This window comes from Aeromonas genomosp. paramedia (assembly GCF_023093515.1).
GTDB lineage: Bacteria > Pseudomonadota > Gammaproteobacteria > Enterobacterales > Aeromonadaceae > Aeromonas.
The window spans coordinates 152,443-176,046 of the sequence record NZ_JAAROG010000007.1; the positions used below are offsets into that span (position 1 = coordinate 152,443).

At 64.4% G+C, this 23,604-nt stretch carries 10 protein-coding genes; 1 reads left to right on the forward strand and 9 read right to left on the reverse strand.

The genetic code is table 11. From position 1 onward, the window contains the following. Positions 1 to 38: 38 nt before the first annotated feature. Positions 39 to 1,478, reverse strand: coding sequence for a pyruvate kinase (pyk, locus tag HB860_RS05255; protein ID WP_139744459.1), 1,440 nt, complete (start codon positions 1,476 to 1,478; stop codon positions 39 to 41). Between the two features lie 161 nt (positions 1,479 to 1,639). Next, positions 1,640 to 2,494 carry a MurR/RpiR family transcriptional regulator gene (locus HB860_RS05260; RefSeq protein ID WP_167402227.1) on the reverse strand — a complete coding sequence of 285 codons (855 nt, stop codon included), beginning with the start codon at positions 2,492 to 2,494 and terminating at the stop codon, positions 1,640 to 1,642. A 348-nt stretch (positions 2,495 to 2,842) separates the two neighbouring features. Here HB860_RS05260 and glk point away from each other — a divergent pair, with 348 nt between their 5' ends. After that, the gene (glk, locus tag HB860_RS05265) at positions 2,843 to 3,811 is read left to right on the forward strand and encodes a glucokinase (RefSeq protein ID WP_139434784.1); all 969 of its coding nucleotides are present in this window, start codon (positions 2,843 to 2,845) and stop codon (positions 3,809 to 3,811) included. Between the two features lie 203 nt (positions 3,812 to 4,014). On the opposite strand, the gene HB860_RS05270 is transcribed toward glk, so the two are convergent. From HB860_RS05270 to HB860_RS05300, 7 genes are all read right to left on the reverse strand, one after another. Then, positions 4,015 to 6,114, reverse strand: a complete 2,100-nt coding sequence (locus HB860_RS05270; protein ID WP_247625953.1) for an HlyD family efflux transporter periplasmic adaptor subunit — start codon at positions 6,112 to 6,114, stop codon at positions 4,015 to 4,017. Next, the gene (locus HB860_RS05275; protein WP_247625954.1) at positions 6,114 to 7,454 is read right to left on the reverse strand and encodes an efflux RND transporter periplasmic adaptor subunit; all 1,341 of its coding nucleotides are present in this window, start codon (positions 7,452 to 7,454) and stop codon (positions 6,114 to 6,116) included. Before HB860_RS05275 ends, HB860_RS05270 begins: the two co-directional genes overlap by 1 nt. Then, the gene (locus HB860_RS05280) at positions 7,447 to 8,217 is read right to left on the reverse strand and encodes an efflux RND transporter periplasmic adaptor subunit (protein ID WP_247625955.1); all 771 of its coding nucleotides are present in this window, start codon (positions 8,215 to 8,217) and stop codon (positions 7,447 to 7,449) included. Before HB860_RS05280 ends, HB860_RS05275 begins: the two co-directional genes overlap by 8 nt. Beyond that, positions 8,201 to 9,730, reverse strand: coding sequence for a TolC family protein (locus tag HB860_RS05285; RefSeq protein ID WP_247625956.1), 1,530 nt, complete (start codon positions 9,728 to 9,730; stop codon positions 8,201 to 8,203). The genes HB860_RS05280 and HB860_RS05285 overlap by 17 nt, the downstream gene beginning before the upstream one ends. 15 nt (positions 9,731 to 9,745) lie before the next feature. Then, positions 9,746 to 20,893, reverse strand: coding sequence for a VCBS domain-containing protein (locus HB860_RS05290; protein ID WP_247625957.1), 11,148 nt, complete (start codon positions 20,891 to 20,893; stop codon positions 9,746 to 9,748). Positions 20,894 to 21,048: 155 nt separating this feature from the next. Next, positions 21,049 to 22,407, reverse strand: a complete 1,359-nt coding sequence (locus HB860_RS05295) for an ATP-binding protein (RefSeq protein ID WP_139434905.1) — start codon at positions 22,405 to 22,407, stop codon at positions 21,049 to 21,051. Between the two features lie 23 nt (positions 22,408 to 22,430). After that, positions 22,431 to 23,105, reverse strand: a complete 675-nt coding sequence (locus tag HB860_RS05300; protein WP_025327574.1) for a response regulator — start codon at positions 23,103 to 23,105, stop codon at positions 22,431 to 22,433. Between the last annotated feature and the right edge of the window lie 499 nt (positions 23,106 to 23,604).

Here is a 23,604-nt window from a genome sequence, read left to right on the forward strand (position 1 = left end):
CTCCCGCGGGAGCCGTTTTTGGTGCCGGTGAAGAGAAATTACTCGACCATCATCACCTTGCAGGTGTTGGTACTGCCCACGGTCTCCATCTTGTCGCCGTGGGTCAGCAGCACCATGTCGCCGCTCTGGACCAGGCCCTTGGCCTTGAGCACGTCCAGTGCCTCGCGGCACACCTCGTAGACAGGTTTGCTCTCGTCCCCGTCGAACAGCACAGGGGTGACGCCGCGATAGAGGTTGGTCCAGGCCAGCGTCTTGTTGTGGGGGGACATGGCGAAGATCGGCAGGCCGGAGCTGATGCGGGACATCAGCAGCGGGGTGGTGCCGGACTCGGTCAGTGCCACTATCGCCTTGACCCCTTCCAGGTGGTTGGCGGCATACATGGTGGACATGGCCACGGCCTCTTCCACCGAGGTGAAGGTGTAGCTCATGCGGTGGTTGGAGACGTTCAGGCTCGGATGCTTCTCGGCGCCCACGCAGACGCTGGCCATGGAGGTGACCGTCTCGATGGGGAACTGGCCGGCGGCGGTCTCGGCGGAGAGCATCACCGCATCTGTACCGTCCAGTACGGCGTTGGCCACGTCCATGACTTCGGCACGGGTCGGCAGCGGCGCGTTGATCATGGACTCCATCATCTGGGTCGCGGTGATGACCACGCGGTTCAGGCGGCGGGAGTGGCGAATGAGCTTCTTCTGCACGCCCACCAGCTCGGGATCGCCTATCTCGACGCCGAGATCACCCCGGGCCACCATGACGGCGTCGGAGCCGAGGATGATGTCTTCCATCGCCTCGTCGCTGGCGACGGTCTCGGCGCGCTCGACCTTGGCCACTATCTTGGCGTTGGAGCCGGCTTCGCGGGCCAGCTCGCGGGCGTAGCGCAGATCATCGCCGCTGCGGGGGAAGGAGACCGCCAGGTAGTCCACATTCATGCGGGCGGCGGTCTTGATGTCTTCCTTGTCCTTCTCGGTCAGGGCCGGTGCGGAGAGACCGCCCCCTTTCTTGTTGATGCCCTTGTTGTTGGAGAGGGGGCCCGCCACCGTCACTGTGGTGTGGATGCGGGTGCCTTCGACCTGCTCGACTTTCAGTTGTACGCGGCCATCGTCCAACAACAGGATGTCGCCGGCCACCACGTCGTTTGGCAGGCTCTTGTAGTCGATGCCGACCTGCTCCTGGCAGCCTTCGCCCTTGCCGAGGGCGGCATCGAGGATGAACTTGTCACCGATGGCGAGATAGACCTTGCCATCCTTGAAGGTGGAAACGCGGATCTTGGGGCCTTGCAGGTCCCCCATGATGGCCACATGACGGCCCAGCTTGGCGGCGATTTCACGCACCTGGTTGGCGCGCAGGATATGATCTTCAGGAGTGCCGTGAGAGAAGTTCATCCGCACCATGTCGGCCCCGGCGCGAATGATCCCCTCGAGGATGCCGTCGCGATCGGTCGCCGGACCGAGTGTGGTTACAATCTTTGTACGTCTTGGCATGAAAGACTCCGATGTGAAGTTGATATGACTTGAAATACTGCCCCGTCAAGCATGTGGCATGGCGCCTGCTTGCAGGCCATCTGAGTGGCCTTGTGTTATTAAATTACGATACTACACCAAGCCCGGTGGCATAGACAGTCGGGGGCGGACCCCCGAATGATTCAGGAATTATGCGGGGTATCAAAGCGGGATTCGCGCAAACCTTCTTTGACTTTCTTCAGGTTTTCGCGAAATTTCATGCCACGGCGCAGGGTGAAGCCGGTTGCCAGCACGTCCACCAGGGCGAGCTGGGCGATGCGCGACGCCATGGGCATGTAGACGTCGGTGTCTTCCGGCACGTCCATGGAGAGCACCAGGTTGCACTCGCGGGCCAGGGGGGAATCCTTGGCGGTCATGCCGATGACGGTGGCATCGTTTTCACGGGCCAGGGCCGCGATTTCCACCAGCGCCTTGGTGCGGCCGGTGTGGGAGATCAGCACCACCACATCCCCTTCGCTGCTGTTGATGCAGCTCATGCGCATCATGACGATGTCGTCGAAACTCACCACGGGGATGTTGAAGCGGAAGAACTTGTTCTGGGCATCCCGGGCCACGGCGGAAGAGGCGCCGAGGCCGAAGAAGCTGATCTTCTTGGACTGGGTCAGGATGTCGACGCAGCGGTTGATGGCGGAGATGTCCAGGCTGTTCTTGGCGGCATCGAGGCAGGCCATGGTGGATTCGAAGATCTTGGCGGTATAGGTGTCGGGCCCGTCTTCCGCTTCCACGTGGCGGTTCACATAGGGGGTGCCGTTGGCCAGGCTCTGGGCCAGGTGCAGCTTGAAGTCGGGGAAGCCCTTGGTATCGAGACGACGGCAGAAGCGATTGACGGTCGGTTCGCTGACATCGGCCAGCTTGGCGAGGGTGGCAATGCTGGAGTGAATGGCGGTCTGGGGCGACGCCAGGATCACTTCAGCCACCTTACGCTCTGATTTACTGAAACTTTCCAAATTGTTCGTAATTTTATCGAGGGTATTCATCATTACCACCAGGCATTTTTGTAATTTAACTTCAGTGTCTGTGCACTAAATTCACAGCTCAAGCAGGTTTCCAATCTACTTGATGACTATACAAGACAAGCGCTTATCGGAACTAATCTCGTCCCTACAAAGTATGACTCATGTCTAATTATTTCGTGCTTTTGGTTACAAACTTCCATCTGTCCCTTGAAAACGCTTACAAATGTTGCAAAGCAACAACACTGTGAGCGGGCGCACAGTTGCATTCATCCGACGAGCCGCAAGGGAAGGGGCTCGGGTAGTATTGCAACCAAATAATTATGTCGGGACGGTAAGGGCCGCCCCGAGTCGGTAACGAAGGAGTTTGTTATGCAGCATACCCATGCGCTGGTGGGCGACGTAGGCGGTACCAATGCCCGGCTGGCCCTGTGCGAGCTGGCGACCGGCGCCATTTCCCAGGCAAAGACCTATTCCGGGCTGGCCCACCCGAGCCTCGAGGCCGTGGTGCGCCTCTATCTGGAGGAGCATGGCGTCAAGGTGGGCGAGGCCTGCATCGCCATCGCCTGTCCCATCAACGGTGACTGGGTCGCCATGACCAACCACAGCTGGGAGTTCTCCATCCGCGAGATGCAGACCAACCTCGGCCTGGATCGCCTGCAGGTGATCAACGATTTCACCGCCGTCTCCATGGCGGTGCCCGTGCTCGGTGAGAGTGACCGCATCCAGCTGGGGGGCGCGGCGCCCGTGGCCGGCAAGCCCATCGCCATCTATGGCGCAGGCACCGGCCTTGGGGTGGCGCACCTGGTGCAGGCCGGCGAGCAGTGGCTCAGTCTGCCGGGGGAGGGCGGCCACGTGGACTTCGCCGCCAACACGGAAGAGGAAGATGCGGTGCTGCAGGTGATGCGTGGCGAACTGGGCCATGTGTCGGCGGAGCGTTTCCTCTCGGGCCCTGGACTGGTCAATCTCTATCGCGGCCTGGTCAAATCCGACGGCCGTGAACCCGAGCCCTTTGCCCCCAAGGACATCACAGAGCGGGCGCTGGCGGGGGATTGCCTCGATTGCCGCCGCACCCTGAGCCTGTTCTGCGTGCTCATGGGCCGCTTTGCCGGCAACCTGGCCCTCAACATGGGCACCTTCGGCGGCGTCTACATCGCCGGCGGCATAGTGCCCCGCTTCCAGGAGTTCTTCATCGGCTCAGGTTTTCGGGTCGCCTTCGAGGACAAGGGGCGCTTCAAGCCTTATCTCAAAGAGATTCCGGTGTTCCTCATCACCCATGAAGGCCCGGGGCTGCTCGGGGCGGGGGCCTATCTGCGCCAGTCCCTCGGGATCCGCCTCTGAGGCGGATAAAGAATGCGCAATGGTTCAGTCCCGATTCAGTGACCCTGGCGTAGAGTGACATCACGTACTCAAGAGGACAGGGTTTCACAGGGAATTGGAAGCTGTCTTCATCCGCTGGGTGCGAATTGTCACCTGACAAGCCTGAACTGTTTCACCGGCCCTTGCGGCCGGTTTTTTTATGTCCGCCATTTCATCCATGAGGCCTAGAAGCCGCTTTCCCGCAGCAGCACGGCGAGCAGCCAGGTGCTCCCCTCGGCCAGCAGGCTGCGTCGGCTCCCCTCCAGCACCAGGGTGCCGCGGGTCTCTCGCAGGGTGGCCGGCGCCTCGTCCAGCCGGATCCGCACCAGGAACAGGGGATGGGCAGGTTGCAGCTCCTCCCCTTGCGGGCTGGTGGTGATGGGGCCCCCGAAGCGGGCGCTCAGCATGGGGTGCTTGAGCTTGGCGACCCGGGTGGTGCCCAGATCGACCAGGGTGCCATGGAGGGGCGACAGGGCGCCGTCCGGATAGAAGCGTACCGGATCGCCGACGCGCAGACGGGCTATCTCATCCGCCGCCACATAGGCATCGACCTGCCACTGGCCGGGATCGATCAGGACGCCGACGGGGTGCTGGCTGTTGAGCCACTGGCCGGGCTGCTGCTCGGGATCCACATCCAGCCAGAGACCGCTGAAAGGGGCCGCCAGCCTGAGCCTGTCTATCTCGGCCCGCGTCGCATTCGCCTCCCTGTATTGCACCCTGAGCCGCTCCCGGGTCGCTATCTGTTCACTGAGCCCGAAGGGGTCATCCAGCATGCCGCCCAGGCGCGCTCCGTAGGTCTGGATGCTCTGGGTGTTGCCCTGCACCTTCCAGTCGAGATCGGGATCCACCAGTTGCAGCAGGGATTCCCCCGCCTTGACGGGCCCGGCGGCCCGCAGGCTCTCGAGGCGGGCGGGGAAGGGGGTGAACACCTGCAGCTGGCGCTCCGCCCGCGCGACCCCGACCCCCTTGATCTGGCTGTGCCAGGGCAGGGCCAGCAGGATGAGCAGGGCGAGCAGCCCCAGCGCGAGTCCGACCCGGCGTGGACGGGTCACCTTGGCGCGAGCCTGCCACCAATGGCTCAGCTCCCGCCAGACGGGAAGCAGGAGGAACCAGCCGATTTCGACCATGAACAGGAGTATCCCCAGCAGTTTGAAGAACAGAAAGTAGACGGCGACCGCGATGCCGAGGAACAGCACCAGGCGGTAGAGCCAGGTCAGGATGGCAAAGCCGATGAGCGCCCGGCGCTGGCGCACCGCAAAGGGCTCGGGCCAGGGCTCCATCAGGCCGAGCAGGGAGCGGCGCAGGGCCACCCTGGCCAGGGCCGAGGCCCGCTCGTGCAGGTTCGGGAAGTTGAGCAGATCCGAGAGGATGAAGTAGCCATCGAAGCGCATGAAGGGGCTGGCATTGAGGGCGAGGGAGAGGATCCAGCTGGTGGTGGCGAGGTAGAGCAGGCCGTTGCGCAGTGCCCCGTCCGCGCACAGCGCCCAGCCCAGGGTGGCCAGCCCGGCCAGGGCCAGCTCGGTCAGTATGCCGGCGCTGGCGATGGCGAGCCGCTGGCGGGAGCGGGCCAGCTTCCAGCTCTCGCTGGTATCCGTGTAGAGCATGGGCCAGAGCACCACGAAGGCGACTCCCATGTGGGCCACCCGCACCCCGAGCCGGGTGGCGACCAGGGCATGGCCCAGCTCATGGAGCGTCTTGGCCAGGATCAGGGCGAGGGCGAAGCTCAGCAGGCCGTCGAGGGAGAAGGACTCCACCACGGCATGGGTGAAGCTGTCCCACTGCTGCAGGGTCAGCAGTATGCCGAGCAGGCTGGCCCCCGCCACCAGCCAGGCGGTGAGGGGGCTGAACAGCCAGTCAAGCCGTGCCGCCAGCCGCCGGAGATGGCGCTGGGGGCGCAGCAGGGGAATGCGGAAAAACAAGTAGTGGTGCAACCACCACTGTCCCTTCAGCCAGGCCCGGCCTTCGCTCGCCTGGCGCAGCCTGTCTACCGCGAGGGGGCCGGGACGTACCAGCTGATGGCGCTCGAGAAACTGGCAGAAGGCGAGGATCTGCTCCACCTCGGGATGCAGGGCCGTCTCGTGCTGCAGCGCCTGCTGCAGGCGGCGGGGCGTCTGCCCGGCCCAGCGCACCAGACACTCGAACTCGAACCAGCCGATGCGATAGAAGCGGTTGATCACCATGTCCTGAATGAGCCAGGCCGGCTCGCCGTTGGCGGTTCTGTCCGCCGGGCAGAGTCGCAGATCATCGCGCAGGCTCGGCAGGGGCAGATCGGCGGGATCCTGCATCAGAGGCCGCTCCAGGCGCGCAGGGCCGCCAGGGGGCGGCGCAGCAGATAGTAGCCGAGCAGCACGCGCTCGCCATAGAGCTTGGCGGTGCCATGCAGGCCGAGACGGGCATGGGGGGGCGGCGACTCTATGGTGGCGAGCAGCCGGTAGGCGACCACGCCGTCGGCCCCCGGCTGGGCCTGATAGCTGGTCTCCAGGATCTTGCCACGCAGGGGATCCAGGGGATAGGCGCTCAGGAACAGGGTGACGTCGGCCCCGGGTTCGAGGGCAATGGCATCGGCCACCGGCAGCAAGATGCGCATGGCGGGCTGGTGAGGATCGGCCAGCTGCATGATGCGCTCCCCGGTCACCACAGGCTTGCCGAGCCAGTCGTTGGCGTCGCTGAAGACGGCGACCCCGTCCCGGGGGGCCGTCACCTGACTGCGGGACAGCTGCAGCTCGACCCCCGCCAGCTCGGCACGCTTTTGCTGGGCCCGGCCGGTGAGCAGGGTCAGCTCGCGCCGGCTCTGGGGATTGTCGAAGGCGCGCTGGCTGGCGGCGAGCAGCTCGGCATCGGCCACGGCCACCTCCTGGGTCAGCACCTCGGCCCGGTTGCGCAGCGTGGTTTCATCCAGGCGAAACAGGGGGGCGCCCGCGGCCACCGCCTGATTCGGGCGCACCGCCATCTGCTCTATGACACCGGCGAGGGGGCTGCTGATCACCAGGCTGGTGCGGGAGACCACTTCGGCCGGGGCCAGGGCGCTCTGGCGGATGGGGATGAGCAGCATGACGCCGGCCGCCAGGGCCAGCAGGATCAGCTGGCGCCGGCTGGGTCGCCAAGCGAGCAGGGGTGGCTTGTGGGTCAGGCTGTGCCAGCAATAGGCCCAGGTCTGCCAGAGACCTTGCAGCAGGGGCAGCAGGGGGGCGGGGGGCTCGCTCTCGCGCAGCAGGCAGAAGAGGCCGAGCCGCTCGCCCTCGTCGTGCTGGATGGGGACGCAGAACACCCCCTCCGGCCACCACTCGGCCCAGCCTTCGGCCAGATCCTCCGGCAGGAAGAGGGTTTCGCGCGCCAGCCAGACGGGATCATGACCCGAGAGCTGGGCATCGAGCCAGCGGCTCATCCGGTCGAGCCAGATGAGATAGGGGGAGTCTTCGCTGGGCCTGGCCAGCCCGGAGACGCAGAGCAGCTCCTGGGCCTGGCCATGGCGGGCAAACACCAGGGCCTGATGAAACGGCAGCAATTGATAGAGATCGTTGGCCATGGAGAAGGCGAGGGCATTGAGACTTCGGGCGGCCAGAGCCCGGTCACGCAGGGCATGCAAGGCCAGCAGCACCTGAGGCGGCGGGAGCGATTCAGTCATGGGACTCCAGAATGCGGGCCACGCCACTCATGCCCGCGACCAGTTCGGGATAAGGGGCGTCGAGTCTGGCCTCCAGCTCGACGGTCTGGGCCACGGCGTCGACCCGGGCATTGATGTGGCTGATCCTGGCCTGGTAGGGCTTGCCGGTCTCCAGCACGTTGATCTCGAGGGCCTGCCCCTGTTGCAGTCCGGAGAGCAGCCGGGAAGGGACGTTGAGGCGGACCTTGAGGGGGCCGTCACTGACCAGATCGAACAGGGGGGTGCCGGCGGTCATGGTCTGGTAGGGCTTGGCCTGTACCTGGGCGATGCGCCCCGCGAAGGGGGCCCGTACGTCGCAGTAGCTGGTGCGCGCCTGGGCCAGGGCATGGGCCCCCTCGGCTTTTTGTACCCCGGTGGCGGCGATGGCCACCTCGAGATCGCCCACCGCATCGAGCTTGCGCAGGTTGCGCTTGGCGGCGAGATCCTGGCGGGCCATCTGCAACTCCGCCTGGGCGACGCGGGCCTGGGCCTCGCCTTCCCGGCAGTCGAAACGGGCGAGCAGGGCCCCCTGCTTGACGGGCTGGCCGAGGCTGGCCTGCAGTTTGCCCAGGGTGCCGCTCATCTGGCTGGAGAGGGTCGTCTCCAGGTTGGCGGTCAGCAGGATGCGAATGGCATTGGGATCGTCCTGCAAGGCGCCTGTGGCTGGTGTCGGGGCAGGAGTGGCCTGCGCGGTCAGCGGCAGCAGCAGAAGCCACCAGGGGCTGGCGTTAGTTGGGAAGGGCATAGGGCACTCCGCCATTGGAAGTCAGCAAGGCCTGGTTCTCCTGTTTCTTGATGGTGTGTTCGATGGCTTTCGCCAGGGTCTGGACGTCGTGCTGGGCGATGGCCTCAGGCTGCACGTCCAGGCCGACCGAGTTGTAGAGCCGGCCCCAGGCGGCCTGGGCCTGGGAGTAGGCGGCCTCGCGCTGGTAGCGGGAGAGCAGGTAGCGCCCTTCGGTACGGATGACCTCGAGCTCGGACCCCTGATCGCTGGTGCGGGCGGCCTGGGCATAGCGCAGCAGGCTCTCGTCGACCCTCAGGCTCTCGTCGGCGAAGGCCACTTCCTGGGCGGCCAGGTTGTAGCGCAGCACCCCGACCCTGACCTGGGTCAGCACGGCCATGGAGAGGGCGACGCGCCTGGCATCATCCGTGACCTTCTGGGAGACCTCCATGTTCTGGATGGCGGGCAGCCGCAGGAACTTGAGCAGGTTGATGGAGACCTGCAACCCTGTCTCGGACCAGTGGTTGTTGTAAAGGTACTGGTTGGAGTCGTAGTTGTAGCCCCAGTTCAGGCTCACGTTGGGCCAGAGCTCGGCCTTGGCTATCTTGATGTCCTGCTGGTTGGCGCGTTTGCGATACCACTCCTCCATGATCTCGGGGCGGTTTTCCAGCGCCATCAGCTCCAGGTTGTCGATGCTCTGGGCCAGGGTCGGCAGTCGGGGTTCGGGGGTATCATCGGCCAGCACCATCTTGCTGCCGGAGGGCAGGGAGATGAGGGCGGCGAGCTCGGCACGGGCGAACTCGAGATCCTGGCGGCGTTGATTGAGCAGGGAGACGGAATCGATGAGGGCGCGCTGGTAGGCCAGCGCCTGCTGGCGCGGCAACAAGCCTTGCGTCTCGGCCTGGCGGGCGGAATCGAGCGCCACCCGGGTTCTGGCCAGCAGCTTGTCGACCTCGGGCAGCAGGCGCTGGGCCCCCAGGGCACGCCAGTAGGCGCTGCGCACATCCTGCAGTACGTTCTGGGCCACCTTGCGACGGCGCTCTTCGGCCATCAGCACCTGGTCTCCCTTCTGCTGATTGCGGTAATAGGCGACGCCGAAATCGAGCAGGCTCCAGCTCAGCCCCAGACCGCTCAGATCGCGGTAGCGCTCCTGGGAGGTCGAGGCGCGCAGGCTCTCCTCACCGTCCTCTATCCCGACCGAGGTGCCGCCCGATTCGTTGCTGCGTCCGGCCAGCCCGGCGGAGGCGACCAGCTGGGGCAGCATCTCGTGGCTGGAGAGATCCCGCAGATCCGCCGCGAGCGCGCCCTCCATCAGTTTGAGGCGGTAGTCCAGGTTGTATTTGAGGGCCCTGGCCGCCGCTTCATAGAAGGTGAGGGGGTGGATCACGGGCTCTTGCTGATCGTACATCAGCTGACGATCGAAGCGGATCCGGTCGGTCTTGTCCTGCTCCGTGTAGGTCTCGGGTGGCAGAGCGCTGCAGGCACAGAGCAGCAGGCTGGAAGTCAGGGTCAAGGGGCGGGGAGCGAGTCTGGGCATCATCTGTCCTTAGAATCAAGTGCCGGATTTGGTGGCAACTGTGGTCGTGCGCGCTATGGCTGTCATGGCGCGGCCTGCCGCATCTTGCAGTTGCCTGGTAAAACTGCTGGCCTTGCCAGCGGGGTCAGGGGCGCCCTGGGGCCGCATATCCTGTGGCGTCATGGCAAACACCGACGCATCGCTGAGCAGGCCGTCGGCGCTGAGGCTGACCCGGCCGTGACGACCGAGGAAGCTGGCCAGATCCTGTTCCTGGGCCTGCCAGCTCTCCTGCACGCTTTGGCTGACGAAGGTCCCCTCAAGCTGGCCCAGGCCCTGGCCTATGCTCTGGCTGTGGATCTCCGGGGTCAGGCCAAAGAACAGCAGGCTGCCGTCCGAGCGCTCTGAACTGGCGCCGAGCAGCCTGTTGATGTTCTGCACCACAGGGGTGATGAAGATGGCCGGGACGGGATCGGGGTAAGCGTCGATCGTGCCGGTGCTTGCGGCTGCGTCGTCAGCATGGGGCCCGATGGGCCCATTTTCGGGCGGCGGGACATAGGGGGCCGAGATGTCCAGGTGGATCACCAGCTGGGCCAGATCGGTGGCATCGCTGCCATCCCCCAGGGTGTAGGTAAACACGTCCTGCAGCACCAGGCCGAGGCCGGCGGCGGCCAGCACGTCCGGGTTGGTCAGATCCATGGTGTAGCTATAGCTGCCATCCTGGTTGAGGGTGAGCCAGCCGTAGCGCCCGGCGAGCGGCTGGCCGAGGGTGCCCGCATTGCCGCTGCCGTCCTCGGTGCCGCTGCGCACCCCGGTGACGCGCAAGGGATCATCGGCATCGACGTCACCGTCGTTGGGCAACACCTGACCAGAGACATGGGGGGCCTGCACCTGATCGCTGGCCACCGCGCTGTCATCCCGGGCGACCGGGTTGTCGTTGGCCCCCTGGATGACGACGGTCAGGCGGGCCTCGGAGAGGGCTCCCCCCTGATCGCGCATGCGGTAGCCGAACACCTCGGTGAGGGTCTGGCTGGCCAGTCGCAGCGCCTCGACCTCGGGGTTGTCATTGTCAATCAGGTACTGGTAGCTGCCATCGGCATTGAGGATGAGCTGACCATAGCGCCCCTGCAGAACCTGACCCGCATTGACGCTGTTGCCGAGTGCGTCGCTGACGGTGAGCACTCTCCTGGTCTCGCCGTTGGCCTGGCTGTCCACGTCGCTGTCGTTGTCCAGCACATTGCCGACGGGATCCCGCCCCGCCGCCGTGTTGCGAATGCCACCGGCTTCGATGGCATCGGCCTTGTCATCCACGGCAACGGGGGTGTCGTTGCTGCCGCGGATGGTCAGGGTGAGCGTGCTGGCGCTGGTGGCGCCCCAGAGATCCGCGATCTGGTAGTTGAAGAGTTCGGTCAGGGTCTGGTCAGGCCCGCGCAGGGCCTGCACCTCGGGGAGGCTGTTGTCCAGGCGATAGTGCCAGCTGCCATCGGCATTCATCACCAGCTCGCCATAGCGGCCCTGCAGCACAGTTCCCAGGGCGGCACTCTGGCCATCGGCATGCTGAACGCCCGTCACCCTCAGGGCATCGCCCTCCAGATCGCTGTCATTGCCGAGCACATTGCCAGCGGGATCCAGGCCGGGCTGCCCGTTATTGAGTCCGCCCGCCTCGATCGCCTGGGCCTGATCCGGGTTGGCGACCGGGGCATCGTTGAGCCCCCGTATGATGATGGTGAGCTGGGCGAGATCGACGGCGCCAGCCAGATCTTGTGCCTGGTAGGTAAAATAGTCTCTCAGGGTCTGCAAGGGCCCCAGCCCCTGAACGGCGGCATTGCCAGTGTCGAGGGCATATTGGTAACTGCCGTCGGCCTCCAGAGTCAAAGTGCCATACAGCCCGACCAGCACCAGGGCGTTGCCAGGGGGAACGGTATCGAGTGGACCTCCGGCCCCTTCCTCACCGGGGCGGCCTGCGGTCAGGGTCCGGCTGTCGCCGCTGTCCACATCGCTGTCATTGGTGAGCAGGTTGCCACTGGGATTGACGGGAGTACCGACACCATTGTCGGCCACGGCAATGCCGGTGTTGTTTTGGGCCAGGGGGGCGTCGTTGGCCCCCTGGATGCGAATGGTCAGGGTGGCTGAGCTGCTGGCACCATTGGCGTCTGTCATGCCGTAGCCGAAGCTGTCGGTCAGTGTGTCGGCACTGGTCCGCAGGGCCTGGACCGCGGCCAGACTGTTGTCGATCACATAGGTGTAGCTGCCATCCCCGCCGAGGGTGAGCCAGCCATAGCTGCCTCTCAGCGGGCTGCCGAGAGTGCCGGCTGTGCCGGTGCCGGTACGCACTGTGCTGACCGTCTTGCCCTCGTTGGGGTTGCCCGATTCGGGATCCGTGTCGTTGCCGAGCACGTTGCCGGTGGCGTTGCTGCCCAGGGTGGTGTTGTTGACGCCCCCCGCCTCGACGGCGGTGCCGTTGTCGGCGACCGCCACCGGGGTGTCATTGCGCCCCTGTATGGTGATGGTCAGAGTCTCGGCACTGACGAGCCCCCCGAGATCCGTTATCTGGTAATCGAACTGCTCGGTGAGGGTTTCCCCCGGCAGCAGTCGCTGCACTGCGGCATTGGCATTGTCCAGCACATAGCGGTAGCTGCCGTCGGCGTTGAGGGTGAGGGTGCCATAGAGGCCGTTGAGCCCGCTGCCGATGGTGCCACTGGTGGCGCCTGTGCTGACCCCGGTGACGGTGAGTTGCTCCCCGTTGCGATCGGGGTCCGTGTCGTTGGTGAGCAGGTTGCCGGTGGGGTCTGTCCCCAGGAGGCCGTTGTTCAGGCCGCCGGCCTCAAGGGCGGTGGCGGTATCGGCCGTGGCGACGGGGGCATCGTTGGCTCCCTGGAGGGTGATGGTGACGCTGGCCTGGCTGGTCGCGCCATTGGCATCCTGCATGGTGTAGCCGAAGCTGTCGGTCAGGGTATGGCTGCTCAGGCGCAGGGCCTGAACCGCCGCCAGGCTGTTGTCCACCACATAGGTGTAGCTGCCATCCCCGTTGAGGGTGAGCCAGCCGTAGTTGCCTCTCAGCTGGCTGCCCAGGGTGCCTGCGGTGCCGGTGCCTGTGCGCACTGCACTGACCGTCTTGCCCTCGTCGGGGTTGCCCGACTCGGGATCCGTGTCATTGCCGAGCACGTTGCCGGTGGCATTGCTGCCGAGGGTGCTGTTGTTGGCTCCCCCCGCCTCGACGGCGGTGCCAGTGTCCGCTACCGCCAGCGGGGTGTCGTTGCGCCCCTGGATGGTGATGGTCAGGGTCTGGGGGCTGGCGAGGCCGCCGAGGTCGCGCATCTGATAGTCAAAGGCGTCGGTCAGGCTCTCGCCGGGCAGCAGTTGCTGCACAGTGGCATTGGCATTGTCCAGCACATAGGTGTAGCTGCCGTCGGCGTTGAGGGTGAGGGTGCCATAGAAGCCGCTTATTGCACTGCCAACGGTGCCGCTGGTGGCCCCGACGCTGACACCGGTGACGGTGAACTGCTCCCCGTTGCGATCGGGATCCGTGTCGTTGGTGAGGACGTTGCCGCTCGGGTTGGTGCCGTTTGCCTGATCGATGCCTTCGATGGCGATGGCCGCATCCGGGAGGGCGGTGGGGGCATCATTGGCCCCCTGGATGGTGATGGTGATGGTGGCCAGGCTGCTGGCGCCGGCGGCATCCACCAGGGAGTAGGTGAAGCTGTCGGCCAGGGTATCGGTCGCCAGACGCAGGGCCTGAACCGCTGCCAGGTCGTTGTCGACCACATAGGTGTAGCTGCCATCCCCATTGAGCAGCAGCCAGCCATAGTCGCCCCGCAACTGGGAGCCCAGGGTACCTGAGGTGCCCGTGCCTCCTGTGGTGCCGGTGCGGACAGTGGCGACACGCCGGGTTTCATCGGGGTTGCTGGCGTCGGGATCGCCGTCGTTGGCGAGCACGTTGCCGGTGGCATTGCTGCCAAGGGTGGTGTTGCCGAGCCCCCCGGCCTCGACGGCAGTGCCCGTGTCATCCGCCGCAACAGGGGCATCATTGCTGCCGTTGATGGTGATCACCAGGGCGGCGATGTCGTGGAAGTCGCCCAGATCCGTGACTCTGTAGCTGAAGGTCTCGGTGAGGGTGTCCCCCTGCCTCAGGGCCTGGACTGTGGCATTGCCGTTGTCCACCACATAGCGATAGCTGCCGTCGGCCCCCAGGGTCAGGGTGCCGTAGCGCCCGACAATGACGGCGCCATTGGCGCTGGTACTGGCATCTGGGACGTCGAGGATCTGGTTGGGATCGGTGACGGGGCCGAGAGCCGCCTTGTCGACCCGCTTGCCGTCTCCTGCATCGATATCAGTGTCGTTGGCGAGCACATTGCCGATGGCGTCCGTACCCGCCTGGCCGGCCCCCTGCTCGGTGGCGCTGCCCAGATCGTTGCTGCCCACGGGGGCGTCGTTGGCGCCCTCTATGGTCACGATGAGCTGTGCCTGACTGCTGGCCCCCTGGCTGTCTATCAACTGGTAGCTGAACTGCTCGGTCAGGGTCTGGCTGGCAAGACGAAGCGCTTCCACATCCGGGTTGCTGTTGTCGACTTCATAGCGGTAGCCCCCGCCCGTCAGAAGGTAGAGGGTGCCATATCTGCCCGTCACTGTGGCGGGAATGTCGGCGGAGCCCGGGGTCGTGCTGTTGCCGGTGGCCACGCTGGTGACCAGCCCCAGATGCAGGCTGTCACCATTGGTGGCGATGTCGACATCCCTGTCATTGGTCAGCAGATTCCCCTGCGGATTGTTACCCGGCAGGTCGTTATCTGTGCCTCCGGCCTCTGTGGCGGTGACAGTGTCGTTCTGCCCTGTGGGGGCGTCATTGACCGGCTGGACCGTGATGACGATGGTCGTCGCCGCGGTCAGCGCATCTTCGGCATTGCCGGGAATGCCGTCGCCCCCCGGCTTGTCACCGAACTGGCCGTTGTCGTTGATGAGCACCGAGAGGGTGTCGCCGCCGTTGTAATCCTGGTTGCCACGGTAGTTGAGGGTCAGCAGGGCGGCATTGAGGGCGGCCAGATTGCCGGTCAAGACCAGCTGGCCACCGCCGTTGTTGGTGACCACCGTCAGGCCGGTTGCGCTCCCCAGGGAGAGCACGCCCTGGGTCACCGTCAGGGTGAGGGTGAGGGTGAGAGCACCGCTGCCCGCGTCCATGTCGGCCACCGAGAGCCCGACCAGCTGGAGATCCCTATCTTCATCCACGCTCTGTGCCGGGGTCGTGTTGCCCAGGGTGGGCGCATCGTTGAGCTCCACATAGCCGATGTTGGCACCGGCTTCGTACTGGCCTGCATCGATGCCGGCCTCGGTGAGCACTAGCCCTATCTGCCCCAGGGTGCTGGCGTCGCTGTCGATGCGAACCTGCAAGGTGCCATAGCCTGCATCCGTGATGGTGCTCCCCGCCGGCCCATCGAGTCGATAGACGCCCGCCGGCAAGATGCCAAAGGAGAAGCGGCCACTGCCGTCCGTGGTGGTGGTGAAGCTCTGGTTGTCCCCTGTGGTGGTGAGGTCCCCATCCAGCCCGCCCCAGACCAGGGTGACCGTCTGCCCCGCGAGCCCGGGCCCATCCGGCTGGGTGCTGGTGGTGGCGCTGGCGGTGTCGTTCCACAGGGTGCCGCTGACGAGGCCAAGCCCGGCTGTGCTGGCGAGCACATAGTTGTTGAGGGTGTTGCCCTGGCCATCCTGGCCGGTGCGTTCGCCGCTGGCGCTGCCGTCCGTGCCGACGGTGGAGCCGCCCCAGCCGCTGAAGTCTTCCGGCAGGCTGGACCAGGTCAGGGTGGCGTCGGTGCCGGCAATGGTGGCGCCATTGGGCAGATCGACGGCATAGACCAGGGTCACCTCTGCGCCTCCATCGAGTCGGGAGAAGTCGACCGCAAAGCTGCTGCCCTGGGTGACGATGACGGTGACGCCCGGCGGCAGGCCATAGTTGTTGGCGCTGTCGCCACTGTCGTAGGTATAGAGGGTTCCCCCCAGGTTGATGGTCAGGCTGGTCAGCGCATAGTTGCTGCCGCCGGGGAAACCGTCGGTCAGACGCGGCTCGAAGGCGGCCATGCCCCCTGACTGCGCGAAGCTTATCCGGACCTGGGCGCGGCCGGTGTTGTTGTCGATGGCCCTGGGATCGAAGGAGACCACCGTTTTGTCCAGGCCGCCCAGGCTGGGCTCCATGATGTCCTGATAGAGGGTCTGGCTGGCCCCGCGCTGGATCAGATTGTCCGGGTCGGCGCCCACATAATCCTTGGCGAAGACCCCGAGCTGGGCGCCGGCCTGATTGCCCGCACTGTTGTCGACCCGCACGTTGAACTCGATGGCAATGCCCTCGAGGTCGCCGTCCGCATCCAGGTTGGTGATATCCCCCAGCCGGAAGATGATGGTCTGGTTGCCATTGGCATCGGTCACTATCTCGATCCGGGCCGCGTCGAGCAGGCCCTGCAAGCCGTTGGCCAGGGTCGGCGAGATGGCCAGGGCGGCGCTGCTGGTCTCGTTGCCCGCCACATCGGCGCCCGTGATGGCGCCACCGCTCAGGCTGCTGCTCAGCCCCCCGTTGGAGATGAGGGCGAGACGCACCTGCTCCTTGTCGAGGAAGCTGAGTCCACTGGGCAGGCTGATCCTCAGCTCATAGTTGGCGTTATCCCCCTCGGGGATCAGGGCCACCACCTTGTAGCGGATGATCTCGCCGACAGTGACCTGCCCATGGCTGGCATCGGTGGCGCCGCCCCCGGTGTCGGCCACGCCGCCGACCCGGGAGATGAGGATGCCGCTGGCGATGGGGATCAGCGACTGATTGATGGCGCGGTAGTCGTTGAGCACCTGGCTGGCGGGCAGGCCGTCGGCACCGGTGCGTTCACCGGCGGGATCGGCCGCGGTGCCGAGGTTGCCGTTCAGGCTGGTCCACTGTACCTCGGCCTGGTTGGTCAGCTGGGCGAGGTTGGTGGCGCTGGCATTGACCACTCCGCTTAGCACCAGGGTCAGCTGCTTGCCCACGGCGATATCCAGGTTGGCATCGGCCCTGGTCTGCAACTGATTGCCCACCAGTTCGAACTGGCTGCTGACATCGACGCCATCGTAGATGACGGACACCAGGTTGTAGCCACTCAGCTGGCCGGGCAGCAGATCGCTTAGCCGGATGTCGAAGGCGTCGAGGGGGCCGTTGTTGCTGATCACTATGTTGAAGCTGACCGCATCCCCTTCTTCAAAGCCGTAGGGGGGCGGGGTCGTGATGAGGTTCTGGGCTATGGTGAGCACCGGCTCCTGGATAAAGGCGGAGGGGGCGGGGGCCGTAGTGACCTCTCGCGTCAGGGCACTGCCGCCGGCGACGTCACCGTCGGGATCCTGGTAGTGCAGGGTGGCGCCATTGCCGAGACTGGTGCCGGCCTGGTTGGACGCGACATTGTCGGCGACCAGGCGCAGCCGCAGGGTGAAGCCGTTGTTGCCCTCATTGTTGTCGGCGTTGGCACCGCTTGCGCTGAAGCTGAAGAGGGCGTCCGCGCCATTGGTGCCGACCCCGGCGCCCCCCAGGCTGGGCTCGCTGATGCTGCCGGCAAAGCCGGTGGTGATGAGCTCATAGCCCTTGCCGCCGTTGAAGCCGGTGTCGAGCCTGAAACCGGGGGGAATGAGATCGCTGATGTTGAGCTGCTGGGTGCTCCCCTCCGGCAGTGTCACCCGGATGTCGTAGCCCATGCTCTCGCCAATCACCAGATTGGCCCCCGCGGTATGGCCCGCACTGGAGGCGGAAGCGGCATCGCCATTGCTGAAGTCGATGGTGAGGGCCGGGGCGGCGATCTGCGCGCTCCCCTTGTCGGTCAGATCGACGGGGGTGAAGTCCTGCCCGCTGTTGACGCTGGCGTAGTTGCTGAGGGTGGCGCTGGTCTCCAGCGTGCTGCTGGCCCGGATGTCGGCGGCGACTTCTACCTCATAGGTGATGACGATGAGATTGCTGCCCGCATTGGCCGCCGTCGAGCCATCCCGTCCCGGCAACAGGGTCGCCACATTGCCGGCATCCAGGAAGCTGATGGTGTTGCCGCTCACCTGGTAGTCGGTCCCCAGCAGCAGCGGGGTACCATCGCCGCGATAAATCTGCAGGTTGGCCGCGGCCAGCGAACCGTTCAGGAAAGAGAGGCCGGCGGGCAGGGTGATGCTGGTGACCACATCGTAGGCCCCGCCGCCCCCCCGGTTCTCGATGGCCGTCGCCAGGCGCAGCCTGTCAGCGCCATCTATGTCGGTGACGCTGCCATTCACCGCATTTATGTCGGTGAGCGGGCCGGTGAAGGGGATCCCGCCGCTGCCCGGTGCCTGCCAGCTGCCGGTGGTGCCGGTCACTGTGCCGTTGCTCGATGAGACGACCCCGTGTCCGATGGCGAGATCCGGCTCGGCGATGGAGGTGATGACGGTGATGTCAGAACTGCTGAGCTGAGTCTTGTCGAGGGTGGTTACCTGGCTCGATTGCGCCAGCACGTCCAGAGTGCGCTGATCGGCGAAGGGTTGATCGCCGACCCTGAGGGTGAACTCCACCTCGATGCGGCTGCCCCCCGATACGCTGGTGGCATAGCTGCCGAAATCGAAGATGAGTGAGTTGCCGGGACCGTTGCCGATGCTGACCAGAGCGCCGAGATTGGTGTCGCCGCTGCCGAAGTGCCATTGGCCGACGCCGCTTCCTTCGCTCCAGTTGATGCCCGTCAGATCGAACAGTGGCAAGGGCAGATAAGCCGTCAGCCTGAACTGTTCATAGTCTCCGGTGACCAGATCGTAACTGAGCCGGAAGGTCACCTGATCCCCCGGGCGCAGCTCGATGGCGCCCCCCGGGCTGCCGACCCCATTGACGTTGGTCAGTGCGATGTCGACCTGGCTGGTGGGGATGCGCGTCGTGGTCTGGGAGCTGTCGGAGGCGGTACCGCCGGTCAGGTTGGTGCCGTTTTCAAGGACGCTGGCGGTGACGCCGGCGCTGTTGCCGATGGCATCCCCCTCGTTGATCTCGCTCTGGGGGTTGCCGGCCGGCGGGGTGTAGCTCTGGCTTATCAGGGCGCTGTAGCTCAGCAGCGCCAGGGTGGCCCCTTGCTGGTCGTCATCGAAGGCCAGATCCCCGGCAAGCCGGCTCAGTAAGGGGAAGGCGTTGGCCAGGGACTGGCCGATGTCGAAGCTGATGCTGGTGGAGCCGTCGGCATTGACCATGGTCGTGTAGACCAGGGCTATGGTCTCGCTCGCGCCATTGCGCGTCAGGGTCAGGGTGGGCGTGCCGGTCAGGATCTGGCCGTCCCCCAGGGTGTCGGAGACGACGAACTGGCCCTCGCCAAACAGATTCTTGCCGAAGGCGAAGTAGTCGGAGAGGGTCATCTTGATGCTGTAATCCAGGGTATCGCCCGGCGAGATCCCGGCCTTGCCGCCGTCGATGGCGAGGCTGACCTCTTTTTGCAGGGCGATGGCGCGGGCGGTGAAGCCGATGGGGTCACCCTGGCCGGCGAAGTCGATGCTGGTGGCGGGGGGCGTCAGATCCCGGCTGTCGAGCGGGGTCCACTCACCGCTGGCGGTGGGTGCCGCGATCGTGATCTGTACCGCATCGCCGCTGTTGGGGTTGATCACCTGCTGACCGTTGGCATCGGCCTCGGGGACATAGAACTTGACCAGAGTATCGGTGGCGGCGGCGAGGCTGCTGTAGGTCACGGTAAAAGCCTGGATGAACAGGCTGTCGCTGTTGATGGCCGCCGTGATGAGCGCCGGGTTGGTGAGGACGCGGCCATCCGAGAGGGTGACTGAGGTGAGGATGCCATTCTGCCCCGGGGTGATGGCCGTGACCTGAATCGCGGCGGGCAGGGTCTGGCTGATGACGACGTTGTTCAGGGTCTGGCCATCGGCCGGGATGGCCGTCAGGACCAGGGTGTGGTTGAAGTTGGGCCCGGTCGCCGTTTCGCCTTCGGGCATGTCGAGGCTGTGTTCGAAGCGGATGACGGTCGGCTTGACCACGAAACTGTGCAGATCCCCTTCGACCAGGCTGGGATCGTCGAGGGGGTTGTCGAGGGCATCATTGCCATACTGGAAACCGCTGCGAATGCCGATGGTCAGATCCGGCGACGCCGCCGAGTAGCTGGTGTCGGCCAGATTGCTCAACTGGGCGGTGATCTGGACAGAAATATCCGGTTGGCCCTGATTGACGCTGCCGAAGGGGATCTCGATCACCACCAGGGTGTCGCCGGCACGCAGGCCGACGTCAGCCGCCCGGATGATCAGGGGATTGCCGCTGCCATCGACCGCGAGGGGATGGGTGGCATTGCCCGAGGCGTCAAACACCACGCTGTGGGTCTTGAGTGCCTGACCCAGGTAGCTGGCCTTGATGAAGCTGACCCCATCGTCTCCGTCCTTGCCGGTGCCGGGCAGGTAGAGATCCAGATAGGGGGCATAGCCGGTCTGGCTCGCCTCGTTGCTGAGGGTGACCGTGAATTCGAACTGCTCGCCCAGCAGCACATTGGCGTTGCTCAGGGGCAGGCTGCTGCTGGGATCGGCGTTGGCGAGCAGCCGATCGTAACTCTGCATCGCCGCCCGGCTGAGTGAAAGGGGTTGACTGATGAGGCCCTTGCTCACCTCGAGCTCCCAGTCCCCCCCCTTGCTGCTGGCGCCGGTGTCATCACTGGATGCCGCCACATCGGCACCTGTCCATTTGGCGAGAGCGCTGACCAGAGCCTGGCCCGACTCCCCGGCTCCGACCCGGCAGCCATACAGCTGGATGTCGGCATGCTCGCTCAGGTGGGATTGCCAGCCTTGTAACTGCTGGCTGACGCTGGCCAGGTTGTCGGCCGTCAGGGTGCGGTTGCCGAGGGTGAACTGACCGGTCGCGCCGTGGGAGAGGATCTGGACGGCATCAACCTGACCCAGCTCCGCCAGCTTGGTGCCGATGGCGGCCAGGGCGTCGGTCTGCTTGTCGATGAGCAGCAGGCTGACATGGCTGTCGAGGTTTTTGGTCAGCTGGCTGGCCTGCTCGATGCGAGCATCGATGACCAGCAGTTGGCGAGGCTGTGCCGTCTGCGTGGGGGCCCCATGATCCGGGGCCTCAGCCGGGGTCGCCTGGTTATCCTGATTCTGATGCTCGGCGGCGACGGCGGCGGCGCCATCAAACAGAATGCGCGGTTCCAACGCCAGCATCTGTTGTTGGGGCCTGAAGAAGGGGTTGGCTGGCTTGTTGACCATGGCTATCGCATCCGTGCGTTAGTTGATGGTGTTAAGTTATGTCACAACCCTGGTTAAGTTTCTAATGCAGTTCGATGATAAATATGTATTTTTTGAGACCGAATGGGTCTGGAAATCACCTCTGGTATTCGATTCCTTGCCTGGGGCCTAAGGTGTCAGGGGAGGGTGATATGGAATCTGGCGCCGCCGAGCGGTGACTCGTCCACCCGGATCTTGCCGCCATAGCTGTGCACGATTTCGGTCACCACCGCGAGCCCTATCCCCTGGCCGGGGGAGCTGTCCGCCCGCACGCCGCGCTGGAAGATCTGCTGCGACTTGCCGGGATCTATGCCGGGGCCGTCGTCTTCCACCACGATGAGCAGGCCGCTGCCCTGGCGGTTGACCCTTACCTGGATCTCGCTGATGGCGAACTTGCAGGCGTTGTCGAGCAGGTTGCCCATCAGCTCCATCAGGTCGCCCTGTTCACCGTGAAAGAAGACATCGTCATCAAACTGGAAGCCGGTTTGCAGCTTCTTGTGGCGGTAGACCTTGGTGAGGCTGGCCAGCAGCTTCTCGATGAGGGGCACCGGCTCGGTACCCTTGCTGGCAAGGCGTTTTCGTCCGGTGACGGCACGGCGCAGCTGGTACTGGATGATCTGATCCATGGTGGTGATCTGCTCACTGATATTGTCATGGATATCGTGGCCGAGCTTGAGCTCCTGGGCGGTGATCTGGATGAGCGCCAGCCGGGTTTTCAGGCTGTGGGCCAGATCGTTCAGGGCGTGCTGGTAACGCTGGGTCTGCTGGCGCTCGTTTTCCAGCAGCTGGTTGACCGACTCGGTCAGCGGTGTCAGCTCCCGCTCGTAGTCGTTGGAGAGCGACTCCCGCGAGCCTGCGCGGATCTCGTCAATCTGCCGCGCCATGGTGCGCAGGGAGGAGAGACTCCAGAAGCTGGTCAGCAGCAGCAGGGCCCCGAGCAGGCAATAGGAGAGCAGCGCCTGACGAATGCAGCGGTAGAGATACTCCCTGGTCTGGGCCTGGTAACGCTTGGCGGAATCGACCATGACCACATAGTAGGTGGTGGGGCCGTCGCCGTGGTTGCGCAGGAAACGCAGGCTGTAGATGAAGTAGCTCTCGCCGTTCTTGATGGTGTGCAGCTTGAAGAAATAGTCCTGATCCAGGCCGCCAAGGTATTTCATCAGATCCCGGCAGATGGTCTCCTTGATGGTGATCACCTCCGGCATGTGCAGGCTGGACCAGCTCAGTTCACCGTCGGACCGGCAGATCAGGGTGTCGAGATTGGGGTCGATGGCATCCGGGGTGATGTTGCCGAGATCCGTGATGGCATGGGGATCGGGCTGCTTGGAGGAGAAGAGCTTGGAGAGATTCTCCTGCATGCGGATGCTGGCCTTCTGCGCCTGCTCCTCGGCGTGGCCAAGATAGAGGATATAGACGGAGAAGGTCATGATGAGCGCGATGACCAGCATGGCGCTCAGCATCAGCTTGAGGTGCAGCGAACGGCGGATCAGTTGCATGGGATGCAGCATGAAACGAGGCATCAGCTGCAGGAGAGGTTGAAGATGTAACCCTGGCGACGGATGGTGGAGATGGGGGCAATGACCCCTTCCGGATCCAGCTTCTTGCGCAGTCGGCTCACCATCACCTCTATGGTGTTCGGATCCCCTTCGCCATCGCCATAGAGCTGATCCAGCAGCTGCTGCTTGGAAACCACCTGGCGGGCGTTGCGCATCAGGTATTCCAGGATCAGATACTCGAAACTGGTGAGCACAGTGACTTCGCCGGCGACGGTGAGCTCCTTGCGGGAGAGATCCAGCTCGTAGTCACCCGCCTTCACCCTGGGGGAGATGAAACCGGCGCTGCGACGCACCAGGGCATTGAGGCGGGCGAGCAGCTCGTCTTTCTGGAAGGGCTTGACCAGATAGTCGTCGGCGCCGGCCTCCAGACCCTCCACCTTGTCTTGCCAGTTGCCCCGGGCCGTCAGGACTATGATGGGGAAGGGGATCTGCTGCTCGCGCAGCCGGCTGATGAGCTGCAGACCGTCCATGTCAGGCAGGCCCAGATCGATGATGCCCACATCGATGGGGTAGTCGGCCGCGTAGTGCAGCGCCACCTGGGCACTGTCGGTGCTGTGGACTTGATTCTGGGCCTCGGTCAACAGCGTGGTGAGGTGATGATTGAGCAGCTTGTCGTCTTCGACCAGTAGGATTTTCATAAGATGCATGATGATAAGGGTCCAGGCTGTCAATTAGAGGGTGTCTAACGGGGAGAGTCAACGAGGATCCTACATAACCCCCCTGTATCGGGACTGAATCGTGCCTGCCTTTATCCCAGCCGTTGTTTCCGTCATGAAACTCGCACACCAGAGGGTTTGCACCAAGGAAAATGATGGGCCATCAGATTGTCTAGCAACCCTTGATTAGTAGGGCACGACCGTTATGATCGCACGGGGAAGGATGAGAGATACGTATCATGAAGGGCAAGAGCCCGCTGTCCTGTGGGTACAAGCTAATCATGATGGTTTTGACAATAGCAATGGGTTGTTATAACCATCTGAAATTAAATGTCTTTATGACTCATTTTGGCGGTTGTCTGACGACGCAAGGCTGACTGCGGCAATGTTACCTGTGGTGAGTGTTAGGGAAGGTGCGAATAAGCGGGGAAATTCTTCTCGGCTGACTCAGTCATTTCATTTCTTCATGTTTGAGCCGTTT

Bases quoted from the DNA above. Each gene is read 5' to 3' on its own strand.
- HB860_RS05285 (WP_247625956.1), bottom strand. From the start codon at position 9,730: ATGCCCAGACTCGCTCCCCGCCCCTTGACCCTGACTTCCAGCCTGCTG.
- HB860_RS05260 (WP_167402227.1), bottom strand. From the start codon at position 2,494: ATGAATACCCTCGATAAAATTACGAACAATTTGGAAAGTTTCAGTAAA.
- HB860_RS05295 (WP_139434905.1), bottom strand. From the start codon at position 22,407: ATGCAACTGATCCGCCGTTCGCTGCACCTCAAGCTGATGCTGAGCGCC.
- HB860_RS05270 (WP_247625953.1), bottom strand. From the start codon at position 6,114: ATGCAGGATCCCGCCGATCTGCCCCTGCCGAGCCTGCGCGATGATCTG.
- pyk (WP_139744459.1), bottom strand. From the start codon at position 1,478: ATGCCAAGACGTACAAAGATTGTAACCACACTCGGTCCGGCGACCGAT.
- HB860_RS05275 (WP_247625954.1), bottom strand. From the start codon at position 7,454: ATGACTGAATCGCTCCCGCCGCCTCAGGTGCTGCTGGCCTTGCATGCC.
- HB860_RS05300 (WP_025327574.1), bottom strand. From the start codon at position 23,105: ATGAAAATCCTACTGGTCGAAGACGACAAGCTGCTCAATCATCACCTC.
- HB860_RS05280 (WP_247625955.1), bottom strand. From the start codon at position 8,217: ATGCCCTTCCCAACTAACGCCAGCCCCTGGTGGCTTCTGCTGCTGCCG.
- HB860_RS05290 (WP_247625957.1), bottom strand. From the start codon at position 20,893: ATGGTCAACAAGCCAGCCAACCCCTTCTTCAGGCCCCAACAACAGATG.
- glk (WP_139434784.1), top strand. From the start codon at position 2,843: ATGCAGCATACCCATGCGCTGGTGGGCGACGTAGGCGGTACCAATGCC.